This is a genomic window from Sphingopyxis sp. (assembly GCF_035250425.1).
Lineage (GTDB): Bacteria > Pseudomonadota > Alphaproteobacteria > Sphingomonadales > Sphingomonadaceae > Sphingopyxis.
Genome location: NZ_DATFFD010000045.1, coordinates 1 through 15,139 on the forward strand (window position 1 = coordinate 1; position 15,139 = coordinate 15,139).

The following is a 15,139-nucleotide window of genomic DNA, read 5'->3' on the forward strand; positions in this document are numbered from 1 at the left end:
TTGCGCCCGCACTCGACTTTGCCCTTCGACGTCCATCTGATGATCTCGCCGGTCGATCACTTCCTCGACGCCTTCGCCGCGGCGGGCGCCGATATCATCACCGTTCATCCCGAGGCCGGCCCGCACATCCACCGCACCGTCCAGCACATCAAGTCGCTGGGCAAGCAGGCGGGCGTGTCGCTCAACCCCGCGACCCCCGCGAAGATGCTCGATTATCTGATCGACGACATCGACCTCGTCCTGATCATGAGCGTCAATCCGGGCTTCGGCGGGCAGAGCTTCATTTCAAGCCAGCTCAGAAAGATCGAGGCGGTCCGGAAAATGATCGACAAGACCGGCCGCGACATCCGGCTGGAGGTCGACGGCGGCATCGATGCGGGCACCGCCCCGCTCGCGATCGCCGCGGGCGCCGACGTGCTCGTTGCGGGCACCGCGACCTTCAAGGGCGGCCCCGACGCTTACGCCGACAATATCCGGCGGCTGCGCGGCGGCGCCTGAACATGGCAAGACCGGTGACCGCTCCAGAAGATGAACCGGAGGGCGCCGCCGCCGACGCCATCGACGACACGATCGAGCCCGGCAAAAGGCTGATCCGCCTTCCCGCCGACAAGGGGCTCTCGCTCGGCGACCGGGTCGCCAATGCGATCACGCGCCTGACCTGGCGCACCCCGCTCCACGCGTTCCGCCTGAAGGGGCGTTTCCCGCTCAAACTGCTCGGCGTGCCGGTCGACCCGGTGCCCGGCGACGCGCGCGCGGGCACCGCGATCCGCGCCGGCCATTTCCTCCACCGCGGGCTCAAGCTGCCGCTCGGCGACCTCGATTTCGCCGCGCTGACCGTCGCGCCGACCTTTGCCGACTATCTCCACAGCTTTGCCTGGCTCCGCGACCTTTCCGCGACCGGCTCGCGTGCCGACGGCGCGCCGATCGCCGAGGCGGTCGTCCGCCACTGGCTCGGCACGCATGGCGAGACGGTCAGCGAACCCGCGTGGAAGGCCGACAATACTGCCTGGCGCATCCTCTTCTGGGCCGCGCACGCACCGCTGATCCTCTCGTCGAGCGATCTCGTCTATCGCTCGGCGGTGCTCAACCATCTCGCGCGCGCGGCACGCCACCTCGACCGCGTCGCCGACAAGACGCGCCCCGGCACCGGGCAGATGGTCGCATGGGTCGGCATCGTCGCGGCGTCGCTGCTGATGCCCGGCGGCGAGCCGCGGCAGATATTCGGCGAGGCCGGGCTGCGCAAGGTGCTCGAGACGAGCTTCTACGCCGACGGCGGCAACATCTCGCGCTCGCCGCAGGCGCAGCTCGACGCGGTCATGGCGCTGTCGATGCTCGCGAAAATATACGACATGCGCCGCATGGAGGTGCCGCCCTTCGTCCAGGAAGTGCTCGCACGCGCGGTTCCCGCCCTGCTCGGCCTCACCCACAGCGACGGTGGCATGGGCAGCTGGCAGGGCAGCGGCGCGACGTCGGCCGCCACGATCCAGGCGATCGTCGACGCCAGCGGCGTCCGCACGCGGCCGCTGAAGCAGGCACGCGACTGGGGTTATCAGCGGCTCGTCGCGAACAAGGTCGTGCTGCTCGCCGACGCGGCACCGCCCCCCATTGCCCGTGTGACCGAAGCGGGCTGCGCCTCGACCCTCGCCTTCGAACTCAGCGACGGCGCCGAGCGCATCGTCGTCAATTGCGGCGGCGCCGCGCTGACCGGCGCGACGATACCCGCCGACCTCGCGCGCGGGCTGCGCACCACCGCGGCGCATTCGACGCTGATCCTCGCCGACAGCAATTCGACCGCGATCCTCGCCAACGGCTCGCTCGGCAAAGGCGTGACCGAGGTCGAGCTCGACCGGCGCGAGACGCCGCAGGGCAGCCGGGTCGAGATGAGCCACGACGGCTATGCGCGGCGCCACGGGCTGATCCACCGCCGCCTCTTGATCCTGTCGCCCAACGGGCGCGAGCTGCGCGGCGAGGACATGCTGCTCCCCGCCCCGCGCACGCGGCGCAAGGGCGACAAAGGGTTCACGCTGCGCTTCCACCTCGGCGCGCATATCTCGGCGAGCCTGACCGCCGACAAATTGGGCGCGCTGCTGCGCGTGGGCGGCGGCCCGCTGTGGCAATTCCGCACGTCCGAAGGCGGGCTCGACATCGAACCGAGCCTGTGGGTCGACGGCGAGGGCCGCCCGCACCCGACCGAACAACTCGTCGTCACCGGCACCGCGCCCGCGGGCGGCGCCAGCATCGGCTGGATCTTCAAGCATATCGGCTGACGGCGGCGGACAAGGGACTGCCCGCCGCCGCACAGCGTCAGAAGGCGTAACGCGCCATCAGCTGAAAGACCGGGCCGGCCTTTTCGCTTTCGAGTTCATATTCGTCGAAGCTGCGGTCGTTCTGGTCCTCGATCGTCGCGAACTTGTTGAAGCGTTCGCGCTTCGCACCGTTGAGCAGATTCGAGCCCACCGCGCGGATCGTGAAGCTTTTGCCGAAACGCTTTTCGACGAAGATTTCGAGATCAGCGCCATAGCTTGTGAAAACCTCCTCGCCGACGGTGCGGTCGAATGCCCCGCCCTGCTTGCGATAGGTCGCGCCGAACGCGGCGCCGATCGACGGAATGTCCTGGATCGCGCCGAAATTATAGACATATTTGCTCTGGCCATTGAAGCGGCGCTCGCCGAATTCGTCGACGATCTTGCTGTCGAGCCACGAGACGTTGCCGAAGACGCCGGTGTCGGGCAGGCCGATAAAGCCAAGGTCGCTCGACAGGTCGAATTCGACGCCCCACACCTTGCCGTCGCCGATATTCTGCGGCTGGTAGGTGAAGGCGCCCGGCCGGCCGGCGATCGGCCCGATGTTGGTCAGCTCGATCAGATCCTCCACCTTGCGGTAGAAGACATTGATCCCCGCGATCCCCGAGCGGCCCAGGCGCTGTTCAAAACCAAGGTCGAAGCCCCAGGCCGTTTCGGGGTCGAGCAACGGATTGCCGAGCAGATCATTGTCGCCGAGTTCTTCCTCGAGCGTCGCGGGCGAGAGGAAGTTGAACTCCGGCCGGCGGCTGGTCCGCGCGACCGAGGCGGTGACCCGGCCGCGCGCGCCGACGTCGATCTTCACCGACGCCGACGGGAGCAGCTTTTCATAATCATTGTCGATGCGCGTCGCGGGCGGGGTCAGGTCGTTGATCGTCAGGTCGGTCGTTTCATAACGCACGCCCGCTTCCCATTTCACGCCCGGCATGTCGCCCTCGACGAGCATGAAGCCGTCGAGCCGCTTTTCCTCGATCCTGTTGATCCCGCCGACGGCGGGCACGAAGGCGCCGAAGGGGCGCACGAACTCGGTCGGGTTGCGCGAAAACTGGTCGTAACCCTGCCGATTGGCGGCGGTCAGATTGTACCGGTCGCGCGGCGCCTCGGTGATCGAGGTCGAGCGGTCCTTGTCCTGCCACAGGCCACCGAACAGCAGCTTGACGGTCTCGCCCAATTCGACTTCATGCTCCAGCCGCACCGAAAATTCCTTGTCGGTGATGCCGGTGCGCGTCTGGTCGCCGGTGAAACGCGGCAGCGCGCGGTCGAATTCGACCTCATATTCGGTTTCGAACCGATCCTCGTCGAACCAGGCGTAGCCGATTTTCAGGCTGGTTTCGCCGAGCGACCAGCGGTGCGCGAGCTTGCCGTTGACGCTGTAATTATCCTGGTTGATCTTCGCGACATTGGCATTGTCGACGGTCAGATTGCCCGGCGGCGTCGCGCGGACCGGGCCATCGATATTCGTCGGGTGATTATATTCGAAGCTGCGCTCGGTCTCGGTGCGATCGGTGTGGACGTAAAAGCCGTTCACCGAAAAATCGGTCGTGTCGCCCTTGATGTCGTAGGTCGCGTTGAACGAATAATCCTTGCCGTCGCGCGTGTCGGTCTGGTCTTGGCGATTGTCGAAGTCATCGGTCGCGAAGTCCGGATTATTCTCGGGCGAGTCGCTGTAGCGCAGCGAATATTTCTTCTTCGGATTGTGGCGCCCCTGGAAATTGCCGCCGATCAGGAAGCGCCCCGGGCCGAGCGCCCCGCCGAACACGCCGCCGACACTCGGTTCGAGTTCCTTGTCGTCATAATAGAGGCCGCCCGCGCGCAGATAACCGCCGTCGAGTTCGTAACCGTCGCGCAGCTTGATATTGAGCGTCCCCGCGACCGCGTCGCCGGTGCGCCGCGCCGAGGACGAACGGACGATCTCGACGCGGTCGATCAGCTCGGCAGGGATGCGGTCGAGGAAGAAGCTGCGGTCGGCGTTCGATCCGGGCACCTTTTCGCCGTTGATCAGGATCTGCGTATAGCCCGGCGGCAGGCCGCGCAGCCGCGCGCCGTCGCTTTCGATGACGTCCGACAGGAAGGTCACCGACGGCACGCGCTTCAGCGCATCGCCCGCGGTCAGCGGCTCGAAACGCTGGAAAAATTCGCTGTCGTAACTGATCACCGGTTCGGCCTGGTCTTCGCTGCGACCCCGATATCCCACGCTGCCGAGAACGACGATATCGCGCGCCGCGGTGATCGTGCCGTCGCCGCTTTCGTCGACGATCGGCGCATTGTCCTGCGCGGCCGCCGGAGCGGAGAGGAGAGCCGTGGCGATGGCAAGCGCGGCGGCGGAATGCAGGCTGAAGCGTCGAATCATTTGTCGTACCCCCTTATGGTTGCCGGGCCTCTAGGGGGGCCGTGTGACAGTTTGCGGCGAGCAGTGTGACGCTTCGATGACAGTTAAGTGACGGAAATATTGTTATATTGACGCCGCTCGACTTTGCTGGGACGGGGCGCGCGAGCCGCATTTTTGCGCAATCGGGAACAGGGGAATCGTCATGGCCACCATCGGCAAATGCAAGCTGCTGACTTCGCTGGCTTTTGCATCGGCGCTCGGCGGCTGCGCCGCGAGCGCGCCCGTCATCACCGGCCTGCCCCCGGTGCAGGTGACCGCAAGCGGCGAGACCGCGCCCGTCGGCACGGGCAAGGCCGACGCCGCCGACGATCCGGCGATCTGGGTCGATCCCGCCAATCCGAACCGCGCGCTGATCATCGCGACCGACAAGAAGGCGGGGCTGCACGTCTATGACCTGACCGGCAAGGACATCGCCTTCACCCAGGCGGGCCTCGTCAACAATGTCGATGTCGCGGGCAACATCATCGTCGCGAGCGACCGCAACGACGGGGTGAACGCGCATCTCGCGGTCTTCCGCCTCGACGCCGGCAAGCCCGCGATCGCCCTGCTCGGCCGCGCCGCGGCGGGCGCGGGCGAAGCCTATGGCCTCTGCCTCAAAAAGACCGCCCCCGGCGCGCCGATCACCGCCGCGCTGATCGTGAAGGACGGCACGGTGCGCGTCGGCACGCTGGCGGTCGACGGCACGCCGGGCTTCACGACCGAATGGGAATATAAGATCCCGACCCAGTCCGAAGGCTGCGTCTTCGACGGCGACACGCTCTATGTCGGCGAGGAAGACGCCGGGGTCTGGGAACTGAAGCCGAACGGCAAGACCGCCACCGCGCGCATCGTCGCCCCGGTCGACAACCAGCGCCTCGTCGCCGACGTCGAAGGCCTCGCGACGATCGATCACAAGGGGCAGCGTTACCTGCTCGTGTCGAGCCAGGGCGACAATGCCTATGCGGTCTTCCGCCTGCCGTCGGTCGAATATGTCGGGCGCTTTGCCGTCGCCGCTGGCGCGTTCGGCGCAACCAGCGAAACCGACGGGATCGAGGCCGTGGCAGGCAATTTCGGCCCCGCCTATCCCGATGGCCTGTTCCTCGCGCAGGACGGCGACAACGCCCCCAAGGCGCAGAATTTCAAGCTGGTGCGCTGGGACCAGATCGCCGCGGCGCTGGGGCTGTAACGACGCAAGAAATCGGCGTTTATCCCTTTAAGCAGATAGCCGTTCCCCGGCGCAGGCCGGGGAACGGTCGCATATTTGTCCCAAAAATATTCGCGCAGAGGCGCAGAGGACGCAGAGAAAGACTGGTTCACGCGGAGACGCGGAGGAAATTATTGGCGGCTTCGCCGCCCTTATCTTTCTCTCTGCGTCCTCTGCGCCTCTGCGCGAACCCTCTCTTCCTCCTTCTCCGCGCCTCCGCGCGAACCTTCTTTCCTTCCAATCGGCCGACCTGCGATGCTTGCCCTGAAGCCGCCGCGCGCCTAGGGGGGCTGCGTCTTTCCACCCCATAAGCAAAGCTCCTTTCTCATGACCGATCTCGTCCCCGTTCGCCGCGCGCTTTTGTCCGTCAGCGACAAGGCGGGGCTTGCCGACCTTGCCGCCGCGCTCGTCCGCCACGGCGTCGAACTTGTGTCGACCGGCGGCACCGCCAAGGCGCTCCGCGAAGCGGGCCACCCGGTCCTCGACGTCGCCGACCTCACCGGCTTTCCCGAAATGATGGACGGCCGCGTCAAGACGCTCCACCCCACCGTCCACGGCGGCATCCTCGCGGTGCGCGACGATGCGGCGCATGTCGCGTCGATGGAGGAACATGGCATCGGCGCGATCGACCTGGTGGTCGTCAACCTCTACCCCTTCCTGCAGACGGTGACGAGCGGCGCCGACCGCGACACGATCATCGAGAATATCGACATCGGCGGCCCCGCGATGGTGCGCTCGTCGGCGAAGAACCACGCCTTCGTCGGCATCGTCACCGAGCCCGAGGATTATGCCGCAGTCATCGCCGAGATGGACGCCAACGGCGGCGCGACCACGCTGGCGCTGCGCAAGCGCCTCGCGGCGACCGCCTTTGCGCACACCGCGAGTTATGACGGCACGATCGCGCGCTGGTTCGCGATCGCCGATCAGGGCAAGACCTTCCCCGACACGCTGCCGCTCACCGCCAGGCTGGCAAGCGAACTGCGCTACGGCGAAAACCCGCACCAAAAGGCGGCGCTCTATATCCCCGCCGTGCCCGGCCCACGCGGCATCGCCGGCGCCCAGCAAGTGCAGGGCAAGGAGCTCAGCTATAATAATATCAACGACGCCGACGCCGCGCTCGAACTGGTCGCCGAATTCCGCGAGGCCGACCCGACCTGCGTGATTGTCAAGCACGCCAACCCGTGCGGCGTCGCGAGCGCCGCGACGATCGCCGAGGCCTATGACGCGGCGCTGAAATGCGACGATGTCTCGGCGTTCGGCGGGATCATCGCGGTCAACCGGCCGCTCGACGGCGCGACCGCCGAGGCGATCAGCACCATCTTCACCGAAGTCGTCTGCGCCCCCGACGCCGATGCCGATGCGCGCGCGGTCTTCGCGAAGAAAAAGAATCTCCGCCTGCTGCTGACCGGCGAACTGCCCGATCCGGCACGCGGCGGGCTGATGCTCAAGACGATTACGGGCGGCTGGCTCGCGCAGAGCCGCGACAATGGCCGCATCACGCGCGCCGACCTGAAAATCGTCACCGACCGCGCGCCGACCGAGGAAGAGCTCGCCGACGCGCTCTTCGCCTGGACGATCGCCAAGCACGTGAAGTCGAACGCGATCGTCTATGCCAAGGGCGGGTCGACCGCGGGCATTGGCGCCGGCCAGATGAACCGCCGCGACAGCGCGCGCATCGCCGCGGTGAAAGCACGCGAAGCCGCGACAAGCCACGGCTGGGCCGAAGCCCGCACCGTCGGCAGCGCGGTGGCGAGCGACGCCTTCTTCCCCTTCGCCGACGGCCTGCTCGCCGCGGTCGAGGCGGGCGCGACCTGTGTGATCCAGCCGGGCGGTTCGATCCGCGACGACGAGGTGATCGCGGCCGCCAACGAGGCCGGGCTGGCGATGGTGTTCACCGGCATGCGGCATTTCAGGCATTGATCTGACCACGCCCTCCCCTTCAGGAGTGTCGGGTCGGCCGGTCCCCCGGACCGACCTGAACAGTCCGGGGACTGTTCACCCGACACTCCTGAAGGGGAGGGGCTTTATTTCCCCCGACACCCCCGGCTAAGGAAGGTTCGTGGTCATCATGACCCTCTGCCCCAAAGGACCAGCATGACCGCCACCACCCACCGGCCCGGTTTCATCCAGCGCATGTACAACTGGACGATGGAGAAATCGGCGCACCCCCATGCCGAGTTCTGGCTCGCGCTGGTCGCCTTCGTCGAGGCGAGTTTCTTCCCGATCCCGCCGCACCCGTTGCTCGGCCTCATGTGTCTCGCGAACCCGCAGAAGGCGGTGCGTTACGCCGTCATCTGCACGCTCGCATCGGTCGCGGGCGGCATGCTCGGCTATTTGATCGGCTTCTTCCTCTACGAAAGCGTCGGGTTGTGGCTGCTCGGTGTGCTCGGGCTGACCGACGCCTTCCCGCCGGCCGCCTGTTACCTGCGCGAATTCGGCGCCGAGATCATATTGATCAAGGGCGCGACGCCGATCCCGTTCAAGCTGCTGACGATCACCGCCGGCTTCATCCACATGAATTTCTGGACCTTCCTGTGGGCAAGCCTCGCCAGCCGGGCCTTTTCCTTCATGCTGGTCGGAATCCTGTTCCGGCTGTTCGGGGCGCCGATCAAGGCGTTCATCGACAAATATCTGATCTGGGTGACCGGCGGGTTTTTGGTCGCGGTGGTCGCGGGCTTCCTCGCGATCGGCGCGCTGTCGGGCGACGGCAAGGCCAAGGAAGCCGACAAGTGCAGCGGCGCGACGCTGGAGAGCATCGGGCTGGACCGGAAGTAGTTCAACGAAGGGGCGGACAACGCCGCCTGTTTCTCGTCAACCCGGACTTGATCCGGGGTCCACGACTTCAAGCGCTGCGGTGGATCCCGGATCAAGTCCGGGATGACGATAGAAGAGTCCTCCGCTTTTCGGCGCGATGCCTACTCGTTCGCCGCCTGGTGCAGCCAGTCGGCGTGGCGCGGGGCCTTCTTGGTCTGGCTCCATTCCTCGAGCATCAGCGGTGCGACGCGTTTCAGCTCGGCATATTGTTCGGCGGTGCCGATGTCGCACGCCAGCTCGACGCGGTGGCCGTTGGGGTCGAAGAAATAGATCGACTTGAAAATGCCGTGGTGCGTCGGGCCGAGCACATCGACGCCTTCGCTTTCCAGATGGGCCTTCGCCGCGACCAGCTCGTCGAAGCTGCCGACCTTGAAGGCGAGATGCTGGACCCATGCGGGGGTATTCTCGTCGCGCCCCATGTCGGGCTGGTTGGGCAACTCGAAAAAGGCGAGGATGTTGCCGTTCCCCGCCTCGAGGAAGACGTGCATATAGGGGTCGTACTCGCCCGTCGACGGCACATGATCCTCGGCAAAGGCGGTCGTGTAGGTCATGCCGAGCATGCGCTCGTACCACTCGACCGTTTCCTTCGCATCCTTGCAGCGATAGGCGGCGTGGTGGACGCCGCCCAATTTGATCGGGCTGGTCATTCGGCGGGTTCCTCAATGGTCAGCGCACCGCGGCGAATCTGGTCCATTTCCATCGATTTGAACAGCGCGGTAAAATTGCCCTCGCCGAAGCCTTCATCCTTCTTGCGCTGGATGAATTCGAAGAAGACGGGGCCGATCACGGTCTGGCCGAAAATCTGGAGCAGCAGGCGCGGGTCGCCGTCCTCGGTCGACCCGTCGAGCAGGATGCCGCGCGATTGCAGCGCCTCAACGGGCTCGCCATGCCCCGGCAGGCGGTCGGCGAGCATTTCGTAATAGGTCGCCGGCGGCGCGGGGGCGAACGGGTTGCCGAGCGCCTTGAGCTTGTCCCACGCGGCGTAAAGATCGTCGCAGCTGAACGCGATATGCTGGATACCCTCTCCATTATAGGCGCGCAGATATTCCTCGATCTGTCCCTTGCCGCCCGCACCCTCTTCGTTGAGCGGAATGCGGATCTTGCCGTCGGGGGCGGTCATCGCCTTCGAGGTCAGGCCGGTATATTCGCCCTTGATGTCGAAATAGCGGATCTCGCGGAAGCCCGCGATGCGCTCATAGAACGCCGCCCAATGCGCCATGCGGCCGCCATAGACATTGTGCGTCAGATGATCGATCAGCTGCATGCCCGCGCCGACCGGATGGCGATCGACGCCTTCTTCATAGACGAAATCGATGTCGTAGATGCTGAGGTCTTCGCCATAACGGTCGATCAGATAGATGATCGAGCCGCCGATGCCGCGGATCGCAGGCAGGCGGAGTTCCATCGGGCCGGGGTTGACCTCGACCGGCTCGGCGCCGCGCGCGACGGCTTCGCTGTACGCCCTGGCCGCATCGCGAACGCGCCAGCCCATGCCGCACGCCGACGGACCATGCTCGGCGGCGAAATAGGCCGCGGGCGATTTGGGTTCGTAGTTTGCGATCAGGTTGATCCCCCCCTGCCGCCACAACTGCACATCCTTCGAGCGGTGGCGCGCGATCAGCGTGAAGCCCATCGCCTCGAACACGGGCTCGAGAATGCCCTTCTCGGGCGCCGAAAATTCGACGAATTCGAAGCCGTCGAGGCCCAGCGGATTATCGAAAAGGTCGGCCATGTCACATCCTCATCTAGTTTCAATTGAAACTATTATGATGGATTGGGGTGCGCGAGTCAATGCGGGTGCGCCCACAATGATTTCGTCATGCCGGACTTGATCCGGCATCCATGGCAACTTCGATGTCTGGACCCCGGATCAAGTCCGATATCGGGTCGGACGATTTAGGCGGCCGCGCCCTCGAACGCCTCCAGCGCTTCGCTCGCCGCGACCCAACGCGCTTCGGCGGCTTCCTGCGCCGCGACGATCTTGCCGCGTCGCTGCGACAGCTCGCTCATCGTCAGGCCCTTATATTCGTTCGCAGCCCCCTGCGGATCGAACATCGCGCGGTCGATGGCCGACAGCACGACCTCATATTTGGCAAGGTCGGCCTCGGCGTCCGAAACATCCTTCTTGATCTTCGCCGCCGCCTCGCGCGCCGCCGCCGCGGCCTTGCGGTCTTCCTTCTTGTCGGCCTTTGACATCCGCTCTTTCTGCGGCCCCTTGCCCAGGATCATATCGACATAATCGTCCATGCTGCCGTCATATTCGCGCGCAGTGCCGTCATCGACGAGCACCAGCCGGTCGGCGGTGAGTTCGAGCATGTGACGGTCGTGGCTGACGAGCACCACCGCGCCCTCGAATCCGTTGAGCGCCTGCACCAACGCCTCGCGCGCATCGACGTCCAAATGGTTGGTCGGTTCGTCGAGGATGAGGAGATGCGGCGCATCGCGCGTGATGAGCGCGAGCGCGAGCCGTGCGCGCTCGCCGCCCGACAGTTTCGCGACCTGCGTGGTCGCCTTGTTGCCCGAGAAGCCGAAGCGGCCGAGCTGCGCGCGCACCGCGCCCTGCGTCTTGCCTTCCATCACGCGCGTCATATGCGCCAATGGCGTATCGCTGCCGTCGAGTTCTTCGACCTGATATTGCGTGAAATAGCCGACGCGCATCTTGCCCGAAGCCGCCATCGCGCCCGCCATGGGCGCGAGCTGCGCCGCGAGCAGCCGCGCGAGCGTCGTCTTGCCGTTGCCGTTGCGGCCGAGCAGCGCGATCCGGTCGTCGGGATCGATGCGCAAATTGAGCCGCTGCAGAACCGGGCGTTCCGCGTAGCCCACGCTCGCAAGGTCGAGCGTGATCAGCGGCGGCTTCAATTCGTCTGGGCTCGGGAAATCGAACGCGAGCGTCTGGTCCTCCGCCAACGCCGCGATCGGCTGCATCCTGGCGAGCATCTTCGCGCGCGACTGCGCCTGTTTCGCGGTCGAGGCGCGGGCGCTGTTGCGCGCGACATAATCCTGAAGCTTCGCGCGCTGGGCATCTTGCGACGCCTTCGCCGCCGCGAGCTGCGCCGCGCGTTCGGCGCGCTGGCGCTCGAACGCGTCATAGCCGCCCGCGTAGAGCGTCACCTTGCCGCCTTCGAGGTGGAGGATATTGTCGACCACATTGTTGAGCAGGTCGCGCTCGTGGCTGATCACGACGAGCTGCCCAGGATAAGCGCGCAGGAAATTTTCGAGCCACAAGGTCGCTTCGAGGTCGAGGTGGTTCGAGGGCTCGTCGAGCAGCAGGAGGTCGGGCTCGGAGAAGAGCAGCGCCGCGAGCGCGACGCGCATCTTCCACCCGCCCGAGAAGCTGTCGAGCGGCTGGCCCTGCATCTCCTCGTCGAAGCCCAATCCGATCAGAATACGCGCGGCGCGCGCCGGCGCGGTATAGGCGTCGATCGCGATCAGCCGTTCGTGGATGTCGCCGAGCTTGTCGGGGTCCTGCTCGACCTCGGAAGCGGTGAGCAGTTCGGCACGCTCGGTATCGGCGGCGAGCACGGTATCGAACGGCGTCGCGGTGCCGTTCGGCGCTTCCTGCGCGATATAGCCGACGCGCGTCTTGCGCGGCATGTCGATGCTGCCCTCGTCGGCCTCGAGCTGACCGATCATCACTTTCATCAGCGTCGATTTGCCCGCGCCATTGCGCCCGATCAGCCCGACGCGGCTTTTCGCCGGCAGGCTCGCGGTGGCGCGTTCGAGGATGGCGCGCCCGCCAAGGCGTACAGTGATTCCGTTGATCGTCAGCATGGGCGCGCGCCTAGCATGTTGCGGCGCACAACCCAAGTCCCGCGCTGGCTTTCCGCGCGCAGTTGCGGCAGACGGGCGACATGCCCGAACTCGCCCCCTTCCACATCGCCTTTCCCGTCGACGATCTGGGCGCCGCGCGCCATTTCTACGGCACGATCCTCGGCTGTCCCGAAGGACGCAGCGACACCGACTGGATCGACTTTAACCTCTATGGGCATCAGATCGTCGCGCACCGCGTCGACACGCCGCGCCCCGCCGCCGCGCACAACCCGGTCGACGGTCATGCGGTGCCGGTGCCGCATTTCGGCGTCGTGCTGCCGCCCGCCGAATGGCAGGCACTCGCCGATCGGTTGAAGGCCGCGGGCACAAAGTTCGTGATCGAACCGCACACGCGCTTTCCCGGCCAGCCGGGCGAACAGTCGACGATGTTCTTTCACGATCCGGCGGGCAATGCGCTCGAGTTCAAGGCCTTCGCCGACCTTCGACAATTGTTCGCCAAATAGGCGAACGGGGACCAACTCTTCGCCAGATAGGGCTAGTGCCCGCCGCCCATCGAAATCTGCTTCGGTCGCGGCGCGAACCACACCGATATCGCCGCGATCACGAAGACGACCCCCGACGCAAGGAACAGGTGGAGCACCCCGAGCGTCGACGCCTGCACCTCGACCAATCGCTCGATCGCGGCGCGCGCCTGTTCGAGCGTCAGCCCGGCGCTTTGCATCGAGGTCATGGCTGCTTCGGGATTGTTAAGCGCCGACACCAGTTCGGAACGCGACGTCCGGCTGGCGTCGTCCCACGCAGTCGTCGCGACCGCGGTGCCGATCGCACCGCAGAGCGTGCGCAGGAAGCTCATCAAACCGGCCGCGGAGGTTTGATGCTGCGCGGGCACCGAACTCAAGGCGAGTGCGGTGAGGCCGACGAAGAAGAAGGGCATGCCGATCCCCTGCAAGATATGCGGCAGCGCGAGCGTCCAATAGCCGACATCGGCGTTCCAGCTCGCGCGCAGGACCGACATCACCGCCATCCACAATATGCCGCCCGAGATGGTGATGCGCACGTCGACCTTGGTCATCAGCCCCGCCGCGACCGGCGACAGCAGGACGGCGAACACGCCGAGCCACGCGACGATGAAGCCCGTCTGCGTCGCGGTATAGCCCGCAACCTGCTGAAGCCACAGCGGCGTCAGCACGACCTGCGCAAAGAAGGCGCCGAAGCCCAATGAGATCGCCATCGTCGCGAAAGTGAAGCCGCGGAAGCGGAAGATGCGCAGGTTGACCACCGGATTGGCGTCGGTCAGCTCCCAGATCACGAACGCGGCAAAGCTGATCGCGGAGACGACCGCGAGCCCGACGATCCACGCCGATCCGAACCAGTCATGTTCGCGTCCGGTGTCGAGCATGATCTGGAAGGCGCCGACCGACACGACGAGCAGGATCAGGCCGATCACGTCGATGCGCGCCTTGGCGCGTTTCGTTTCATATGGCGTCAGCAGCGTGAATACGCCGAACGCGCAGATCGCGACGACGGGCAGGTTGATGAAAAATATCCACGGCCAGGTCCAGTTGTCGCTGATCGTCCCGCCAAGGATCGGGCCTAGAATCGGCGCCGTGGTCGTCGTCATCGCCCAGATCGCGAGACCGATTCCGGCTTTTTCCTTGGGGAAGATGCGCAGCAGCAATATCTGCGACAACGGCATCAGCGGCCCGCCGGCGAGCCCCTGCAGCACGCGAAAGAGTACCAGCGCGTCGAGCGTGCGCGACACGCCGCACAGGAAAGAGAAGATGCCGAAACCGATGATCGAGATCATGAACCAGCGCACCGTGCCGAAGCGCATCGCGAGCCAGCCGGTCAGCGGCACGCTGATCGCGTCGGCGACCGCATAGCTGGTGATCACCCAGGTGCCTTGGGTGGGTGACACCGCGAGCCCGCCCGCGATATGCGGCACCGACACATTGGCGATCGTGGTGTCGAGCACCACGACGAAATTGGCGAGCGCGAGCGCGAACGCGGCGACGATCAGCCGCACGCCGGTCAGCGGCTGCGGTTCGGCCGGGACGCTGGCGGAGAGGGCGGCGCTGGCCATGGCTCAGCGACCGCGCGTGTCGATCGTGGCTTCCATCGACAGGCCGACGCGCAGTGGATGCTCTTTCAACTGCTTCGGATCGAGCGCGATGCGCACTGGCAGGCGCTGGACCACCTTCACCCAATTGCCCGTCGCGTTCTGCGCCGGAATCAGCGAGAAAGCCGCGCCGGTGCCGCCCGCGATGCCGACGACCTTGCCGCGATAGACGACGTCTCCGCCATAATAGTCGGACACCAGTTCGACCGGCTGGCCGATGCGGATGTCCTCGAACTGGCTTTCCTTGAAATTGGCGTCGACATAGGCGGTCGCGATCGGGACGAGCACCATGATCGGCGCGCCCGCGGCGATCCGCTGGCCCACCTGCACCTGCCGGTTGGTGACGATGCCGTCGACCGGCGCGCGCAATATGGTGCGTGCCAGATCGAGCTGCGCCTTCTCCAGCCGCGCTTCGGCGGCCGCGACGTCGGGCGCGGTGTTGATCGTCGTCCCGCGCACCACGGCTTCGGCGGCGCCGAGGTCGCCGCTCGCCGATCCGCGCGTCGCTTCGGCCGAGGCGATGCCCGCGGCGGCAAGATCGCGCGCGGCCGAAGCCGATGCGA

Annotated in this window: 12 protein-coding genes; 6 read left to right on the forward strand and 6 right to left on the reverse strand. The window is 65.9% G+C overall.

Annotated features, from left to right (window positions below):
- Window positions 1–498: ribulose-phosphate 3-epimerase (locus VJ811_RS03030; RefSeq protein WP_324070801.1), on the forward strand; the 498-nt coding region annotated here is incomplete at its 5' end.
- A 2-nt stretch (window positions 499–500) separates the two neighbouring features.
- Complete coding sequence (locus tag VJ811_RS03035; protein ID WP_324070802.1) at window positions 501–2,267, forward strand: heparinase II/III family protein; 1,767 nt, start codon at window positions 501–503, stop codon at window positions 2,265–2,267.
- A 37-nt stretch (window positions 2,268–2,304) separates the two neighbouring features.
- Here VJ811_RS03035 and VJ811_RS03040 read toward each other — a convergent pair whose 3' ends face one another.
- A complete protein-coding gene (locus VJ811_RS03040) occupies window positions 2,305–4,650 on the reverse strand; it encodes a TonB-dependent receptor plug domain-containing protein (RefSeq protein ID WP_324070803.1) in 2,346 nt (781 codons plus the stop codon).
- A 181-nt stretch (window positions 4,651–4,831) separates the two neighbouring features.
- On the opposite strand from VJ811_RS03040, the gene VJ811_RS03045 reads away from it, so the two are divergent.
- The 3 genes from VJ811_RS03045 to VJ811_RS03055 all read left to right on the forward strand — a co-directional run bounded on the left by VJ811_RS03045 (window position 4,832) and on the right by VJ811_RS03055 (window position 8,647).
- On the forward strand, window positions 4,832–5,854 hold the full coding sequence (locus tag VJ811_RS03045; protein ID WP_324070804.1) for a phytase: 1,023 nt from the start codon (window positions 4,832–4,834) through the stop codon (window positions 5,852–5,854).
- Between the two features lie 345 nt (window positions 5,855–6,199).
- Window positions 6,200–7,792: a bifunctional phosphoribosylaminoimidazolecarboxamide formyltransferase/IMP cyclohydrolase gene (gene purH / locus VJ811_RS03050; RefSeq protein ID WP_324070805.1), complete on the forward strand. Its 1,593-nt coding sequence runs from the start codon at window positions 6,200–6,202 to the stop codon at window positions 7,790–7,792.
- Between the two features lie 174 nt (window positions 7,793–7,966).
- Window positions 7,967–8,647 carry a YqaA family protein gene (locus VJ811_RS03055; RefSeq protein WP_324070807.1) on the forward strand — a complete coding sequence of 227 codons (681 nt, stop codon included), beginning with the start codon at window positions 7,967–7,969 and terminating at the stop codon, window positions 8,645–8,647.
- Between the two features lie 140 nt (window positions 8,648–8,787).
- On the opposite strand, the gene VJ811_RS03060 is transcribed toward VJ811_RS03055, so the two are convergent.
- The 3 genes from VJ811_RS03060 to abc-f all read right to left on the reverse strand — a co-directional run bounded on the left by VJ811_RS03060 (window position 8,788) and on the right by abc-f (window position 12,457).
- Window positions 8,788–9,333 carry a VOC family protein gene (locus VJ811_RS03060; RefSeq protein ID WP_324070809.1) on the reverse strand — a complete coding sequence of 182 codons (546 nt, stop codon included), beginning with the start codon at window positions 9,331–9,333 and terminating at the stop codon, window positions 8,788–8,790.
- A complete protein-coding gene (hppD, locus tag VJ811_RS03065; protein WP_324070810.1) occupies window positions 9,330–10,418 on the reverse strand; it encodes a 4-hydroxyphenylpyruvate dioxygenase in 1,089 nt (362 codons plus the stop codon). The genes VJ811_RS03060 and hppD overlap by 4 nt, the downstream gene beginning before the upstream one ends.
- A 164-nt stretch (window positions 10,419–10,582) precedes the next feature.
- Entirely contained in the window at window positions 10,583–12,457 is a 1,875-nt protein-coding gene (gene abc-f / locus VJ811_RS03070; RefSeq protein ID WP_324070811.1) for a ribosomal protection-like ABC-F family protein, read from the reverse strand.
- A gap of 80 nt (window positions 12,458–12,537) precedes the next feature.
- On the opposite strand from abc-f, the gene VJ811_RS03075 reads away from it, so the two are divergent.
- Window positions 12,538–12,960, forward strand: coding sequence for a VOC family protein (locus VJ811_RS03075; protein ID WP_324070812.1), 423 nt, complete (start codon window positions 12,538–12,540; stop codon window positions 12,958–12,960).
- A gap of 32 nt (window positions 12,961–12,992) precedes the next feature.
- Here VJ811_RS03075 and VJ811_RS03080 read toward each other — a convergent pair whose 3' ends face one another.
- Window positions 12,993–14,540, reverse strand: a complete 1,548-nt coding sequence (locus VJ811_RS03080) for a DHA2 family efflux MFS transporter permease subunit (protein WP_324070813.1) — start codon at window positions 14,538–14,540, stop codon at window positions 12,993–12,995.
- Between the two features lie 3 nt (window positions 14,541–14,543).
- Window positions 14,544–15,139: HlyD family efflux transporter periplasmic adaptor subunit (locus tag VJ811_RS03085; protein WP_324070814.1), on the reverse strand; the 596-nt coding region annotated here is incomplete at its 5' end.

What these genes read in the sequence shown, in the direction of transcription:
- VJ811_RS03045 (WP_324070804.1), top strand. Translation starts at nt 4,832, where the DNA reads ATGGCCACCATCGGCAAATGCAAGCTGCTGACTTCGCTGGCTTTTGCA.
- VJ811_RS03040 (WP_324070803.1), bottom strand. Translation starts at nt 4,650, where the DNA reads ATGATTCGACGCTTCAGCCTGCATTCCGCCGCCGCGCTTGCCATCGCC.
- VJ811_RS03060 (WP_324070809.1), bottom strand. Translation starts at nt 9,333, where the DNA reads ATGACCAGCCCGATCAAATTGGGCGGCGTCCACCACGCCGCCTATCGC.
- VJ811_RS03075 (WP_324070812.1), top strand. Translation starts at nt 12,538, where the DNA reads ATGCCCGAACTCGCCCCCTTCCACATCGCCTTTCCCGTCGACGATCTG.
- hppD (WP_324070810.1), bottom strand. Translation starts at nt 10,418, where the DNA reads ATGGCCGACCTTTTCGATAATCCGCTGGGCCTCGACGGCTTCGAATTC.
- VJ811_RS03080 (WP_324070813.1), bottom strand. Translation starts at nt 14,540, where the DNA reads ATGGCCAGCGCCGCCCTCTCCGCCAGCGTCCCGGCCGAACCGCAGCCG.
- VJ811_RS03035 (WP_324070802.1), top strand. Translation starts at nt 501, where the DNA reads ATGGCAAGACCGGTGACCGCTCCAGAAGATGAACCGGAGGGCGCCGCC.
- purH (WP_324070805.1), top strand. Translation starts at nt 6,200, where the DNA reads ATGACCGATCTCGTCCCCGTTCGCCGCGCGCTTTTGTCCGTCAGCGAC.
- VJ811_RS03055 (WP_324070807.1), top strand. Translation starts at nt 7,967, where the DNA reads ATGACCGCCACCACCCACCGGCCCGGTTTCATCCAGCGCATGTACAAC.
- abc-f (WP_324070811.1), bottom strand. Translation starts at nt 12,457, where the DNA reads ATGCTGACGATCAACGGAATCACTGTACGCCTTGGCGGGCGCGCCATC.